The sequence below is a fragment of the Micromonospora sp. CMU55-4 genome, assembly GCF_011602315.1.
GTDB classification, from domain to species: domain Bacteria; phylum Actinomycetota; class Actinomycetes; order Mycobacteriales; family Micromonosporaceae; genus Micromonospora; species Micromonospora chalcea.
Genome location: NZ_JAAOLH010000002.1, coordinates 122,449 through 136,862 on the forward strand (window position 1 = coordinate 122,449; position 14,414 = coordinate 136,862).

Annotated in this window: 14 protein-coding genes; 6 read left to right on the top strand and 8 right to left on the bottom strand. The window is 74.7% G+C overall.

What is annotated here, in order from left to right:
• Positions 1-21: 21 nt before the first annotated feature.
• Positions 22-2,145 (bottom strand): PhoX family phosphatase, encoded by a 2,124-nt coding sequence (locus tag HA073_RS03745; protein WP_064448436.1) that lies wholly within the window; start codon positions 2,143-2,145, stop codon positions 22-24.
• 169 nt (positions 2,146-2,314) lie between these two features.
• On the opposite strand from HA073_RS03745, the gene HA073_RS03750 reads away from it, so the two are divergent.
• Positions 2,315-2,884: a sigma-70 family RNA polymerase sigma factor gene (locus tag HA073_RS03750; protein WP_036343884.1), complete on the top strand. Its 570-nt coding sequence runs from the start codon at positions 2,315-2,317 to the stop codon at positions 2,882-2,884.
• Positions 2,881-3,570, top strand: a complete 690-nt coding sequence (locus tag HA073_RS03755; protein ID WP_043327293.1) for an anti-sigma factor — start codon at positions 2,881-2,883, stop codon at positions 3,568-3,570. Before HA073_RS03750 ends, HA073_RS03755 begins: the two co-directional genes overlap by 4 nt.
• Positions 3,571-3,654: 84 nt before the next feature.
• Here HA073_RS03755 and rarD read toward each other — a convergent pair whose 3' ends face one another.
• From rarD to eccE, 4 genes are all read right to left on the bottom strand, one after another.
• Complete coding sequence (gene rarD, locus HA073_RS03760; RefSeq protein ID WP_166455705.1) at positions 3,655-4,584, bottom strand: EamA family transporter RarD; 930 nt, start codon at positions 4,582-4,584, stop codon at positions 3,655-3,657.
• Positions 4,581-5,069: a GNAT family N-acetyltransferase gene (locus HA073_RS03765; protein WP_064448439.1), complete on the bottom strand. Its 489-nt coding sequence runs from the start codon at positions 5,067-5,069 to the stop codon at positions 4,581-4,583. The genes rarD and HA073_RS03765 overlap by 4 nt, the downstream gene beginning before the upstream one ends.
• A gap of 97 nt (positions 5,070-5,166) precedes the next feature.
• The gene (locus tag HA073_RS03770) at positions 5,167-5,553 is read right to left on the bottom strand and encodes a phage holin family protein (protein ID WP_030503717.1); all 387 of its coding nucleotides are present in this window, start codon (positions 5,551-5,553) and stop codon (positions 5,167-5,169) included.
• A gap of 60 nt (positions 5,554-5,613) precedes the next feature.
• A complete protein-coding gene (eccE, locus tag HA073_RS03775) occupies positions 5,614-7,398 on the bottom strand; it encodes a type VII secretion protein EccE (RefSeq protein WP_166455706.1) in 1,785 nt (594 codons plus the stop codon).
• A gap of 246 nt (positions 7,399-7,644) precedes the next feature.
• Here eccE and HA073_RS03780 point away from each other — a divergent pair, with 246 nt between their 5' ends.
• Entirely contained in the window at positions 7,645-7,962 is a 318-nt protein-coding gene (locus tag HA073_RS03780) for a WXG100 family type VII secretion target (protein WP_030503719.1), read from the top strand.
• A 20-nt stretch (positions 7,963-7,982) separates the two neighbouring features.
• Complete coding sequence (locus HA073_RS03785; RefSeq protein WP_043327280.1) at positions 7,983-8,276, top strand: WXG100 family type VII secretion target; 294 nt, start codon at positions 7,983-7,985, stop codon at positions 8,274-8,276.
• Positions 8,277-8,322: 46 nt separating this feature from the next.
• Here the strand turns inward: HA073_RS03785 and mycP are convergent, their stop codons facing one another.
• A complete protein-coding gene (gene mycP / locus HA073_RS03790; protein WP_043327278.1) occupies positions 8,323-9,528 on the bottom strand; it encodes a type VII secretion-associated serine protease mycosin in 1,206 nt (401 codons plus the stop codon).
• Positions 9,529-9,680: 152 nt separating this feature from the next.
• Between mycP and HA073_RS03795 the strand changes: the two genes are divergently transcribed.
• Both HA073_RS03795 and HA073_RS03800 read left to right on the top strand, forming a co-directional pair.
• Positions 9,681-12,599, top strand: coding sequence for an SseB family protein (locus HA073_RS03795; protein ID WP_166455707.1), 2,919 nt, complete (start codon positions 9,681-9,683; stop codon positions 12,597-12,599).
• Positions 12,596-12,961, top strand: a complete 366-nt coding sequence (locus tag HA073_RS03800) for a hypothetical protein (protein WP_166455708.1) — start codon at positions 12,596-12,598, stop codon at positions 12,959-12,961. Before HA073_RS03795 ends, HA073_RS03800 begins: the two co-directional genes overlap by 4 nt.
• Before the next feature lies 1 nt (position 12,962).
• Here HA073_RS03800 and HA073_RS03805 read toward each other — a convergent pair whose 3' ends face one another.
• Positions 12,963-13,895 carry an alpha/beta fold hydrolase gene (locus HA073_RS03805; RefSeq protein WP_166455709.1) on the bottom strand — a complete coding sequence of 311 codons (933 nt, stop codon included), beginning with the start codon at positions 13,893-13,895 and terminating at the stop codon, positions 12,963-12,965.
• Between the two features lie 104 nt (positions 13,896-13,999).
• On the bottom strand, positions 14,000-14,338 hold the full coding sequence (locus HA073_RS03810; protein WP_166455710.1) for a hypothetical protein: 339 nt from the start codon (positions 14,336-14,338) through the stop codon (positions 14,000-14,002).
• Positions 14,339-14,414 lie beyond the last annotated feature (76 nt).

Consider the following 14,414-nt stretch of genomic DNA (forward strand, 5'->3'; position numbering starts at 1 on the left):
CCGGACCGCTCCCGGGGTGGGTCAGCTGCCGACCGGGCCGCCGTCGAGGCGCCAGGTGACCACCACGCCGGGCTTGGCGAAGTCGCCGTCCGGCCAGGTGGAGGCCGGGTTCTCCACCGACGCGCCGGTCACCTCGCCCGGGTGCTGCACCGCCACGAAGACCGAGCGGTTGTCACCGGTGATGAACGGGCCGCAGGTCTCCGCGCCGAGCGGCACAGTGAGGAACTGCTTCAGGTGACCCCGCTCCGGGCCCTCCACGGCGGTGGCGAACAGACCGTCGTTGCTGCCCAGCGCGTTGCCGTCGGTCGAGATCCACAGGTTGCCGGTGGCGTCGAAGGCGACGTTGTCCGGGCAGGAGATCGGCGAGACCCTGGTCTTGTCGTACCCGGCGAAGTACGTCGAGGCGTCGGCCGGGTCGCCGCAGACGATCGGCAGCGACCAGGCGAAGGTCTCGGCCGTGTTGTCGCCGCGGTCCTCGACCAGCTCCAGGATCTGCCCGTGCCGGTTGCTGTTGCGCGGGTTCGCCTCGTCAGCCGGGGCCTTGCCCGCCTTGCCGCGGTCGCTGTTGTTCGTCAGCGCCACGTACACCTTGCCGGTGAGCAGGCTCGGCTCGACGTCCTCGGGGCGGTCCATCTTCGTCGCGCCGACCTTGTCCCCGGCCAGCCGGGTGAACGTGAGCACGTCGGCGGCGGTCATGCCGTCGACGTACGAGCGGTTGCCGCTGACCAGCTTGATCCAGCGCCCCCGGCCGCCGAAACCGCCGTCGGCCGGGAGCTTGCCGGAACCGTCGATCTCGGCGGCCGGGCTGTCCCCCTCGATCCTGGCGACGTAGAGCGTGCCCGACTCCAGCAGCGTCAGGTTGTGCCGCCGGGCCACCGAGGACTTGCCCGGCATGAACTTCTTGTCCGACACGAACTTGTAGAGGTAGTCGAAGCGCTCGTCGTCGCCCATGTACGCGACCACGCGGCCGTCGCGCGCCACGATGACGTTCGCGCCCTCGTGCTTGAACCGGCCCAGCGCGGTGTGCTTGCGCGGCTTGGACTGCGGGTCGAACGGGTCGATCTCGACGACCCAGCCGAACCGGTTCGCCTCGTTGGGGTGCCGGGCCAGGTCGAAGCGCTCGTCCGCCCGGTCCCACTTGCGGCTGCCGCTCGGGTAGCGCACGTCGGTCGGGATGCCGTAGCGGGTCAGCTTCGCCTTCTGCTCCTCGGCCACCGCGTCGCCGCCGACGAAGTACTGGTTGAAGTTCTCCTCGCCGGAGAGCACAGTGCCCCACGGGGTGACGCCGCCGGCGCAGTTGTTGAGCGTGCCGACGACGGTCCGGCCCTTCGGGTCGGCGGCGGTACGCAGCCACGCCGACCCGGCCGCCGGGCCGGTCATCTCGAACTTCGTCGCCAGCGCCGTGACCCGGCGGTTGTACTCGCGCCGACCGCGCCGGACCGGCTGCCACTGCCCGGTGTTCTCCACCCGCTCCAGCTCGACCACTGACATGCCGTGCGCGGCCATCGCCACCCGCACCTGCTCCACGGTCAGCGCGTCCTGGCTGGTGAAGCCGGGGAACATCAGGTCCTCGTTTGTGTACTCGTGGTTCACCACGAGCAGCGCGCGCCGACGGTCGATCGGCAGCACGCCGACGAAGTCGTTGTTGTAGCCGAACTGCTTGGACTGGGCGGCGGCGGTCTGCCGGCCCAGGTTGAACGCGGGCGCGCCGGGCACGACCTCGTCACCCCAGCGGATCACCACCGAGTGGTCGTACCCGTTCGGCACCACGAGCGTGTCGAGCTTGTTCGGCGGGATCGGCTTGAACGTCAGCGCGCCGCTGCCGGGACGACCCGCGCCGGTGGCGGCCACCCCGCCCTCGCCGGGCACCGGCGGAGCGGCGGGGGCGGCGGCCGCCGGGGACCCGGCCAGCGCGCCCGCCGCGGCGCCGCCGAAGCCGAGCACCAGCGCGCCGACCGCGCCGGCCCGGACCACGCCGCGCCGGGAGATCTCGGTGTCGACCACGTCCCCGAAGTACGGGTTGTCGGTCGGGTTGGGCACCGGGTGGTCGCAGGCGTTGCCGCACCGGTACAGACAGGTCATCGCGTCGCGGCTGCCGTGGCGGGTGCCACCGAGCAGCGGAAGCAGGCGAGGCCGGTCGCTCATGAGGTGGAGCCTCCAGATCGGACGAGGGGGAAGGCGCACGGGCGAGGGAGCCCGCGCTCACCCGCCGGACGCTGCCAGGGCGCCGTGAGCGGCGGTCGGCCCGCAGCTGAACCGGACGTGAACAGCTCCGTCGTGACCTGCGGCTGAACCGTTCGGCGACACGGCACGTATGGAAGGGCGTACACATCGCCGGTCTCCCCGCCGCCGGAAGCGAGGTACCGCCATCAGCGACCACGACGCCCAACTGCTGCGCGCGCTGCACGACGAGCATGCCGACGCGCTGTACGCGCACGCCCTGCGGCTGGTCAACGGCGATCGGCCCCGCGCCGAGGACCTGGTGCAGGAGACGCTGCTGCGCGCCTGGCGGCACCCCGAGTCGCTGGACCCGCGACGCGGCTCGGTACGCGCCTGGCTGTTCACCACGGCGCGGAACCTGGCCATCGACGCCTGGCGGCGGCGCTCGGCCCGGGTCGGCGAGGTGTACACGGACGAACTGCCGGAGACCGCCGAGACGGTCGACGAGACGGAGCGCGCGGTGGAGGCGTGGACCGTGGCCGAGGCGCTCAACCGGCTCAGCCCGACCCATCGGGAAGTGCTCGTCGAGTGCTTCTACCAGGGGCGTTCGGTGGCGGAGGCGGCGGCGCGGCTGGGCGTACCGCCCGGCACGGTGAAGTCGCGTACCCACTACGCGCTGCGCTCACTACGGTTGGCGCTGGCCGAGATGGGGGTGACCGGATGACACGCTGCGAGTTCGCTCACGACGACGGGGCGTACGTGCTTGGTGCCCTCGCCCCGGCGGACCGGGTCGCCTACGAGCGGCACCTGGCCGGCTGCGCCCAGTGCCGGGAGGCGGTGGCCGAGATCGCCGTGCTGCCCGGCCTGCTGGGCCGGCTCGACCCGGCCGGCCTGGAGCAGTTCCTGGAGGTCGGGCCGGAGACGTCGCGGGTGCCCGCGCTGCTCGACGCCGCGCGGGAGCGCAAGCGCCGCGAGCGGTCCCGCTCCCGCCGCCGGTACGCGCTGACCGCGCTCGCCGCCGCCGCGCTCGCGGTGCTGGCCGGCGTCGGGGTGGCGCTGGTCCAGCCGCCGGCTGAGCCGTCCACGCCGCAGGTGGCGTTGACCTCCATGCGGCCGGTGGCCGGGACGGTGCCGGTGCACGCCGAGGTGGGGCTGACCGAGACGCCGTGGGGCACCGAGGTCACCATGCACTGCGGCTACGACAGGCGGGCCGGGCACCGGGAGGCGTACACGTTCCGGCTGGTGGCGCACGGCCCGGACGGCGCGACGGAGCAGATCGGCTCCTGGCTCGCCGCCCCCGGCGACGACCTGCGGTTCTCCGGGGTAACCCGGTTCACCAAGGGTGAACTGGTCCGCCTGGAACTCCTCCGAGGCGCCAATTCCCCCGTCCTGGCTTACGACTTCCGCTGACCGCCGTCCCCTCCCCGTTGATCTTGCAGTTGCGGCCCTCGGCGCGGGTGATTGGTCCCTTTCGCCGGGGCGGTAAGTGCAAGATCAACGGGACGGGGTGGGTGCGGCGGCCGGGGTGGGGGTGCGGGTGGCCTGGCGGGTGCGGTGGGAGTGGCGCAGGGCGTCGGCGGTGAAGACCATCAGGGCCAGCCACACCAGCGCGAAGCCGGCCAGCCGGACCGGGGGCATCGGCTCGTGGAAGATCAGCACGCCGCAGCCGAGCTGGAGGATCGGGGCCAGATATTGCAGCATGCCGACAGTGGACAGCGGCAGCCGGTTCGCCGCCCCGGCGAACAGCAGCAGCGGGATCGCGGTGGCGGCGCCGGCCAGCACCAGCAGCGCGGTGTGCCCGGCCGAGACGTGCCCGAACGTCGAGTCGCCGCGCGCCGACAGCCAGCCCAGGTACGCCAGCGCGGGCAGCGCCAGCACCGCCGACTCCACGAACAGCCCTTCCGTGGCGGGCAGCGCGAGGCGCTTCTTGACCAGGCCGTACCCGGCGAAGCTGAACGCCAGCGTGAGCGCCAGCCAGGGCAGCCGGCCGTAGTCGACGGCGAGCACCGCCACCGCGAGCCCGCCGACGCCGAGCGCCGCCCACTGCGCCGGGCGCAGCCGTTCGCGCAGCAGAAAGACGCCGAACAGCACCGACACCAGCGGGTTGATGAAGTACCCGAGCGCCGTCTCCACCACCCGGTCGGAGTTCACGCCGTAGATGTACGTGCCCCAGTTGACGGCGATCAGCGCGGCCGCGAGCCCGATGCCGGCGATGGCCCGCGGCCGCCCGGCCAGCCTGCGCAGGAAACCGGCGTGCCGCGTGGCGGCCAGCAGCAACGCCACGAACGCCACCGACCAGAGGATCCGGTGCGCGAGGATCTCCATCGGCCCGGCCGGGCGCAGCAGCTTCAGGTAGATCGGGAAGAAACCCCAGATCAGGTACGCGCCGACGCCGTACAGGTAGCCGAGCCGGAGCTGGTTCACCGCTCCACCGTAAGTGGTGGATCTGTCTGCTGATCCTTATCGGTGACCGGCGTCACCCGCTGATCCAGCTCCATCCACCGATCCGGCGCGACCGGGCGGAAGCCGAGCTTCGCGTAGACCCCGTGCGCGTCGAGCGTCGCCAGCAGGATCCGGCGTACGCCCAGCTCGGCCAAGTGGTCGCGGACCGCGCCGGCCAGCCAGGTGCCCAGCCCGCGACCGCGCTCGGCCGGGTCGACGTAGACGTCGCAGAGCCAGGCGAACGTGGCGCGGTCGGTGACCACCCGGGCGACAGCGACCTGCCGGCCGTCACCGGGGCGGTAGACGCCGAAGCCGATCGAGCCGGCGAACGAGCGCGCGACCGTCTCCCGCTCCCGCCCCCGCGCCCAGTAGGCGTCGCCGGCGAGCCAGGCGTGCACCCGGTCCAGGTCGATCCGGTCCGGGTCGGTGCTGATCTGGTAGCCGTCCGCGCGGGTCACAGTGAACACCCGCCGACGCTAGCGCCGTCACAGGGGCCGCTCGCCAGCCAATTCCCTCCTGGTGGCCCCGGCCGGTCGCCGTCGCGCCGGGCCGGGGCCGGGGGTGTCAGTCGCGGTCGAGGACGGCGCCCAGGATCCAGGTGACGATGCCGACGAACAGCGCGCCCAGCACCGCCTCCGGCCAGAACCCGTCCACGTGGAAGGGCAACCCGGCCTCACCGGCGATCCAACTGGTGAGCAGGAAGAGCAGGCCGTTCACCACGAGCGCGATCAAACCGAGGGTGAGCAGGTAGAAGCCGCAACCCACGGTCTTGATGATCGGCTGGAGCACCGCGTTGACCACTCCGAAGATCACCGCGACGAGAACCAGCGTGATCACGGTCTCGGTGGCCGACCCGGAGTCCAGCGAGATGCCGGGGATGAGCAGCGTGGCGAGCCAGAACGCCACTGCCGTCGAGCCCACACGAATCAGAAGACCCTTCAGGAAATCCATGGTCGGGATCGTGCCACGGACGTACCACCAGGGAAAGCAGCGTGACGCCCCCCGCGCGCCTCAGCGTCGCACCGGGCGACCGACCAGTTGCGACTCCACAGGCGTCGGTGAGAGCAGCGCCCACCGCAGGGCCCGCCGGTTGACCACCGCCACCATGTCGTCGCGGATGCGGGTCAACCAGTCGGCGGATCCGCCGAGCCCGAGCGCCGCTCCGGCCAGCGCCGCCTCGTCCGGGTCGAGTGGCTGCAGGATCGCCAGGTCGGCGCGGGCCAGCGTCGCCGTGTCGGCCGCGGTCAGCTCGTCGCGGACCACGAGCACGGACTGCCAGGCCGCGTCCGTCCCGGCCTCCGGCGGCACCGGGCCGATGTCGACCACCACCAGCAGCGGGCACAGCGGTGAGGCGGGCGCGCCGCCGGGCGGACGCCCCGGCGGAAGCAGCGGTACGCCGCCACCGAGCGTCCCGACGCCGCGGACGAACGGCTCCCAGGCCCGGGGACGGCCGGTCTGCACCGCCACCCGGGCGCCCAGCGCCAGCGCCCGCAGCACGAGCAGTTGAGCGGCCGGCACACCGCCGATCAGCAGCACCCGTGTCGGGGCGGGCCGGAACAGGCGCACGGTGAGCGCGGCGCCGTGGCGGTTGGCGCCCACCATCAGGCCGGCGGTGGCCGGGGGCAGTTCCAGCGCGGGCGGCGGCGACCCGGACCCACCGGTCACCCCGAGCGGCAGCGTGGCGGCGAGCCCGGCCAGGTGCTCCCCGTCGAGCCGGCGCAGCTCCCCGCCGACGTCACCGGCGACGCGCCGAAGCGTCCGATCCACCGCCGACAACTCGTCCGCGCTGCCGGCGGCGACCCGCACCGCCAACTCGGCCGGGGCCGGATTCGTCCCGGCGCGGGGTCCGACCGTCAGCGCGACGGTGGTGGCGGTGGCGGGCACCGCGAGCAGCCGGGTGACCAGCCCCGGGGAGGGCTCGCCCCGCGGATCGGGCCACCGGCGCAGTCGCCAGGTGGCCTGCGCCAGCCCGCCCACGGTGAGCAGCGGCCACGTCTCCCGGACCGGGGCGCCGGGCTCGTGATGGGCCAGCTCGGCGATCACCCGCAGCGCCGCGTCCCCGCCGAGCGGCCGGGCGGTGAGCGGCCCGAGCCGGCGGACGATCCGCCGCAGCGTGCCGGAGAGCGCCCGCAGCAACTCCTCGTCCGGCCAGCCGTCCGCCCGCAACACCTGGACGGCCAGGACCGCGCGCGTCCGCCCCGGCACCCGGCCGTCGGTGAGCTGCCGGTAGGACGTCCCGGCGGGACCGCCCGCGACGGCCGGCACGGGCGCGGGGGAGGACGAGAAGACGAGCTGCAACCGGACCGCTGGGGCGTCCGGGCCGCTCGGCGGGAGCAGGTCGGACGGTACGGGCAGCCGGCGCGCGTGGTCACCGAGCAGGTCGTCCGGGTCGCCGAGTTCCAGCAGCGCGGTCAGGCCGGCGGCGTCGTGCAGCACCGCGGCCGGACCGCCGGCCAGCTCGGTGGAGCCGGCCACCGCCCCCGGCCGGACCAGTTCCAGCAGCGCCGCCGGATCGGCGGCCGACGGCAGGGCGCGGCGCCGGGTCAGGTAGGCGACGGCGGTGACGAGCCATTCGTGCAGCCAGCGGCCGCGCACCCGGATCCACGCGGCCGGCAGCATCAGCGCGGCGGTGAGCAGCGCGGCGGCGGTCGCCACGAAGCCCCGCCCGGCGGCGGCCACCAGCACGGCCGCCGCGACCTGTGTCGCCACGACCTGACCGGCCCGCTGCCGCGCGCCCGGCCGCCGTGTCCACAGTGGGGCGGACGCGGCCGGCCGGATCGTTGTCGTCGCGGCCACCGCACCTCCTCGCCCGGGTCCCGCTGTGACATCACCGTGGCACATCGTAATGGCCGAGTTGTCCACAGGGGAGCCCGAGGGGGTAGCAGAACCGGAGTGGGGCGGCTACCGTCAGCGACGAAATCGTCGAGTCGCGTGTCCGCCGCCGCCTGGTCTTCCCCTCCACCGGCCCCGGGCGCCCCCGGCGAGTCCACGGTGGTCACCGGGGTGACCAGCCACGACCGAGGAGACGAGGTGACGTCGGGGATGTCCCAGACCCAGGCAGAAGCCGCGGTGATGCAGCAGACCGCCGCGAAGTTCGAGCAGGTCGACCAGTCGCTGCAGACCATGCTCAGCGGCCTGATGGCCGAGCTGGAGGTGCTGCAGCAGGCCTGGCGGGGCGCCGGAGGGCGCTCGTTCGCGCAGGTCAAGCAGCAGTGGGCGCAGGACCAGGCGGCCCTGCAGCGGGCGCTGCGGGAGACCGCCACCGCGATCCGCACCGCCGGCCGGCAGTACGACCTGTCCGACACCGAGGCCGCCGGCCGGGTGGCGGGCACCAACCGCGGCATCCAGCTGCCGCTCTGACAACCGGAAGGATCGAACTCATGGAGCACGGTGTGCTGGTCGTCAACTTCGCCGCCCTGCAACAGGCCGGCGCCGACATCCAACGGGCGCTGTCCACCCTGGAGAGCCAGCTCGGCCAGTTGGAACGCGACGCCGCCCCGCTGGTGGCGAGCTGGAACGGCGCCGCCCGCGAGGCGTACGAGGTGCGGCAGTCCCGGTGGCGGGCCGCCTCGCAGGACCTGCAGGCGATGCTGCGCGACATCAAGCTCGCGGTGGAGGATTCCGCGGCCGACTACCTCGACACCGAGAAGCGCAACACCAACCTGTTCCAGTGAAGCGTCCCGTGCGGCCCGGGTCTGCCGATCCGGGCCGCACGGCGGTTCAGGCCGGGTCGGCCGCCCGCCAGCGGCGCCGTGCTCCGCGCGGCAGCACCAGGGCGAGCGCCGCCACGAGTGCCACGGTCCCGCCCACGACGGCGGCGGTCAGCAGCGCCCGGTCCCGGGCCGTCCCGCGGCGAGCCTCGCGGGCCAGCGCGGCCGGATCCGGCCGGTCGGCGGGCAGCGCGGCGCCCGGCCGGGGCCGGGAGTCCACCACGCCCGCCGACTCGGTCACCGCCCGGTACGGGTTGAGCACCCCCGCTCCGTAGCCGGTCTCCCGTCCCGGGGCCGGGTCGGCGGCGGCCACGATCCGGGCGGCCACCTCGTCCGCGCTCAGCCGGGGCCGGTACTGACGCAGCAGCGCCGCGGTGCCGGCCACGAACGGAGTGGCGTAGCTGGTGCCCTCCGCCCGGTGGTGTCCCTGGCGGGGCGCCGCCATCAGCACCTCGCTGCCCGGGGCGACCACGTCGACGTACGGGCCGGTCTGGGAGAACGCCGAGCGGGTGCCGTCCGGGCCGATCGCGCCCACCCCCAGCACGCCGTCGTACGCGGCCGGGTAGGGCCGGGGATCGCCGTTGTCGTGCAGGTTCCCGGCGGCGGCCACCACCACCACGTCCTGTCGCAGCGCGTACGCGACGGCGGCGCGCACGTCGGGGTCGTCCGCGTACAGCACGACCGACAGGTTGAGCACGTCGGCGTCGTGGTCCACCGCCCACCGGATCGCCCGGGCGAACCCGGCCGCGTCGACGGTACGCCCCGACTCCCGCCCCTCGACCACCTGCTGCTCGCTCACCCGTACCGGCAGGATGCGCGCGTCCGGCGCGAGGCCGCGGAACGCGACGCCGGGCTGCGGGGCGGCGGCGACGATGCTCGCGACACCGGTGCCGTGCCCGGCGCAGTCCCGGGTGCCGTCCCCGCCCGGGTCGAGGAAGTCGGCGCCGGACAGGACGCGCCCGGCGAGCTGCGGATGGGACCGGTCCACGCCCGAGTCGATCACCGCGACCACGACTCCGGCGCCGGTGGCGAGCGGGGCGAGCCGGTCCGGGGCGTACCGTTGCTGCGGCCACGGCTGTTGCGCGACCGGCCGCGCCGGGGCGGGTGGCGAGGCGCAGCCGGCCGGCGCGCGAGCCGCCGCGGGGGCGACCGGAGACCCGACGGCGAGGAGCGTCGCCAGGGCGGCCACGGCCGGGTGCGCGACAGGCCGATACATCGACGACCTCCGTAACGTGTCGGCTCCGGGACGGGATGTTATCGCCTCGTGGACATCGGGGCGGACCGTCGATGGCCAGAAGTCCTGATCTTGCTGTCACCTTGTAGGTTGTAGGCGATGCCTGTGGCCTGTTCGCGGAAGGAGAGGTGGCCGTGACCGGATGGGAGCCGGCCACCGAGGCCGAGGTGGCGATGCGGGACGCGCTGCGCGCCCAGGACCAGCAGCAGTACTTTCGGGTGCTGACGCGCGTCGATCTGTTTCTGCCGGTCGCGGGCGGCCCGGCCGGCGGATGGGGCACCTGGACCTCCGGCGGCCGCACGCACGTGCTCGCCTTCACCTCCGCCGCCGCGCTGCGGGCCAGCCTGGGGGAGAACGCCGGCACGGCCCGCCGTGTCCCCTACCCGGAACTGGCGGACGGCTGGCCCAACCCGGAGTGGTGGCTGGCGGTCAACCCCGGGCTGCCGATCGAGGGCTACCTGCCCGCCTGGTACGTGGCTCAGCTCTCCCGGGGCGACGTCCGGCTGCCCGGGCGGACCATGGGCGCTCGGGCCCGGCTGGAGCGGGTGGAGGGCGCGGCCCGGAGCGCTCGCAACGGCGTACCCGATTCCGCGCCTCGCCCGTCCGCCGTACCCGTCCCGCCGGCCGCCGTCCCGCCCCCTGTCGTTCCGGCTCCCGCGGTTCCGCCCGCAGCCGTTCCGCCTCCCGCGGTGCCGCCTCCCGCGGTGCCGCCTCCGGCGGTGCCGGGCGACCGGGGCGGACGGCGGACTGCGGACGACGAGCCGCCGACGGTGCCGGTACGCGGCGGTTCGGTGCTGGGGCGGCGGCTGCCGACCGTGCCGCCCCGCCGCCGGGAGCCGGACCGGGACAGCCCGGGCCGCGCCGACCCGGGCGACGAACCGGGTACGGACGCCCTGGACGGCTGGCTCACCGACCTGCGCCGCCGCCCCGACGAGCCGGACCCCTTCGCCGCCGAGCCCGCGTCGACCGACGAGCCGCCGCCGACCCCCACGCCACCGCCACCGTCGCGGTCCTTCTTCGAGCCCGCCTCCGGTCGCTCGGCCCGGCGCCCGTCACCGCTGGACGCGCCACGGCGGGCCGCCGACCGGGCCACCCCGCCGACCCGGTTCGCCGGTGGCCAGCCGTTTCCGCGTCGCCGTCCGCTGAACGAGCCGGTACGGGAGGACCCCACCCAGGCGTTCGCGGCGCAGGCGGACGAGCCACCTCCGGCGCTCCGGACCGACGAGGCGACCCAGGCGTTCCGGCCGAGCCGCCCACCCGAGGACGCCATCGGGACGCTGCCCCGACGTCACTCCGGCCCTGCCACCCCCGCGACGGACACGTGGGCCGACCCGGTCGGCCCCGACCGGGAGGCCCCGCCCTGGAACGCTGCCGAGGACCCGACGGAGGCGCTGTCGCCCTCGATCGCCGAGCCGGTGTCGAGCCCGCCCGCGCCGCGCCGGGACTTCACCCCCATCGTCATCGAGGGCACGGTCATCGAGGCCCGCGACCTGACCGAGCCCGATCAGCCCTGGTCCGCGCAGTACGCCGACCCGGTGCGTGCCGCGCCGGCCGATCACGCGGCGGCACCCTGGGCCGGTGACCCGACCGCGCCGCTCCCGGCCGACCCGCTGCTGACGACCGGCGACGAGACGATGAACCTCACCGAGGCCGCCCACACCGTTGCGCCGGCCGAGACGGCGCCGTTCGACCGGGCCGGGCGGCTCGACGATCCGACGGTGTCGTTCACCTCGACGGCCGAACCCACGGTTTCCCTGTTCGAGGCGCACACGCCGGCTGCCGAGCCGACCACCTCGCTGTTCGCGCCGACGCCGCCCGAGCAGACGGCGGCCCTGTTCGCGCCGGCCACCGCCGGGGAACAGGCCACCGTGTCGCTCTTCGAGCCGGCCGCCGACGCCGAGCCGGCCACGCAGCCGGCCACCGAGGCCGAACCGGCGGCCTTCGACGACTCCGTCACCACGTCGCTGTTCGCGCCGGGTGAGCCGACCGTCGCGCTGTCCACCCCGCACGAGACGCCGGACACCTCGGCGCCGCCCGCGCCCCTGGCGGAGCCGGCGCCGATCGACGGCGACCCGGTGAGCGCCGCCGCTCCGGCCGACTTCGTGCCGGCGAACAACGTGGAGGAGGAGTTGCTGGCCGCCGCGGGCAGCGGGAGCACCGACGGCTTCCTCACCACCCTGCTGCTGGCCCGGGTGCTGCTGCCGGCCGCGCCCGACTCGGCCGCGGGCAGCCGGCCGGGTGAGCCGGGGTTCGTCTGGCACACCGAGCCGGTGGACGGCGAGACGTCCGTCTCGGTCTACACCTCCCCGGAACGCCTCGCCGAGCACGCCGGAGACGCGGTCGAGACGGTACGGGTCAAGTTCGTCCAGCTCATTCGCAAGTGGCCGGACGTGTCCTGGTCGTTTCGGGTGAACCCGGGCAGCCCGGTCGGTGCGACGTACCCGGGGGAGCAGGTTCTGGCGCTCGCCAACTGGGCGGCCGAGGTGGGCCTCGGCGACGACCCGGAGCCGGCCGCCGCGCCGCAGCCGGCCGAACGACAGCGCCCGGAGGCGCCGACGATCGCCGCGAACCGGCCGGTGAGCATGCAGAAGGCGATCGCGGCGAGCCAGCTCGCGTACTACCTGGAGCGTGGCTACGACCGGGTCTCCGGCTTCGTGCACCGGGCCGGGGAGCTGGCGCACCTGCGTACCCCGGCGGAGATGTACCGGGCGCTCGGCCTCGGCCACCCGGGATCGCCGTTCTCCCCGGACGACGAGGAGATCTACCTGCTGCGCTGGCCGGCCTACCGGCCGAGCCTCTACCGGATTCCCTACGGCGGGCCGAACGAGGCCGCGATGCGGGCGATGGAGGGCTGGGTGATCGAGCGGCCGCCGTTCCGCGGCAACGGCTTCGCTCCCGGGGAGAGCAGCGACGTGATCGCCGAGTTCAAGGTGGACAGCGCCCGCCTGCCGCACGGCGCGGAGTTGTGGCGGCTCGGCGCGGACGGCGAGACGCGGCTGGTCGCGGTCCTGGACACCGACGCGCTGGTCTGGCGGAAGGCGGACGAGGCGTGACCCGCGACGGCTACGTGGCCCGCTGGCGGGGACGGGAGTACCAGGCCAGCCCCGCCGGGGACGAGGTCCGCCTCTACCAGCCCGGTCCGGACGAGGGTTTCACCGAGGTACGCCCCGGCCGGTACGTCCGGGTGGTGCCGGCGGCCGAGGTCGACGATCTCGCGTACGTGCGGACCACCTGCACCTGGCAGGGACAACCGTTCATCGTGCTGGCCGAGCACGAGGGCTGGCTGCGGCTGGAGTACACGGGCGGGCGCTGGCCGGTGGCCGAGGCGATGGGCTTGGAGGCGTTCGACTTCGGCGTCTACCAGGGCTGGGCGCCCGCGACCGAGGTGGCCGACCTGGGCGAGCAGCGGGTCTGAGTCAGGACTTCGCCCAGCGCAGGACCTCGCCGAGCACCAGGTCACGGGCCTCCACGTGGGGGAAGTGCCCCACGTCGTCGAGCAGCCGCCACTCGTACGGCGCGCTGACGTAGCGGCCGGAGCCCTGGGCGGTGCGGGGCAGCGAGGCACGGTCCAGCGCGCCGTGCAGTTGCAGGGTCGGCGTGACGAGCGGCTTCTGCATCAGCTTCACGAAGCGGTAGCCGTGCAGCCGCAGCACCGAGCGGAACGCCCAGCGGTAGCCCTCCATCGCGCAGAACGCGGCCTGCGGGATCTGCATCGCGACCCGGCAGCAGTGGGCGTAGTCGGCGAAGTCGGGGCTGTTCGCCCAGCGTGGGCCGCCCCACCGGCGCAGGATCTCCTCCACCTCGGCGGCGTCGTCCCGGGTCAGGACGTGCTCGTAGCGGGGGAGCTGGAACTTCAGCGTGGCGGTGGCCGAGGCGAACTGGCCGCGCGGGTCGGCGAAGATGGCGGCCCGCAGCCGCAGCGGGTGCGGCGCGCCGAGCACCACGAGCCGCCGGACCAGGGTCGGGTGGAAGGAGGCGGCGGTCCAGCCGATCAGCCCGCCCGCGCCGGTGCCGACCACCGTGGCCGACCGCTCGCCCAGCGCGCGGATCAGGCCGGCGACGTCGGCGGCGAGCGTGTAGCCGTCGTACCCCCGGGGTGGTTTGTCGCTCGCGCCGTAGCCGCGCAGGTCGACGGCGACCGCCCGGAAGCCCGCGTCCGCGACTGCCGGCAGCATCTCGTGCCAGGCGTACCAGTACTCGGGGAAGCCGTGGAGGAAGAGCACCATCGGGCCTGCGCCCGCCTCGACGACGTGGAACCGGCTGCCGTTGGCGCCGACGAACCGGTGCGTCCACGGCCCTTCGGGCAGGACGCAGGACTCGTCGACGGGTCCGCCGCGCTGGTCGGTCATGGGGCACAGCCTAGGGCCGCCGATCGCGCATCGGGCTCGCAGGTGACCAGGATCAGGGATTTCTCCGGGAGGTGACCCATGTGGCCCGGCGACCGCTTGCGGGGTCAGGATTCGGCGACGCGCATCGGGATGCCGGGCCCGCAGTCCACCGAGCGGGCCCGTGCGGTGAGCCGCAGCGAGACGAAGTCGCCCTTTCGCAACTCCCCGGCGTTCGGGCCGTACACGGCGTACTCCGTGCCGTTCTCGTCCATCAGGCCGTAGCAGGGTCCGGAGCCGCCCCGGGTGATCCATCCGGCGACGACGCCGGCTGGCCGGTTGTCGGTCGGCTTCCTCGGCGGGCCGGCGGGACGCCGCAGCGTCGGCAGTTCGGTGGCGGGCAGTGGCGTGGGCCGGTCGGCGGGCGTGCCCGCGTCGCTCGCGGCCGGCTGGTGGTCGTCGGACACGGATCCTCCGTCTCGGCCGCGCCGTCGATCAGCGCCATCGTGGGGCGGCCGGCAGCGTGGGGCGGGTGTCGAACGG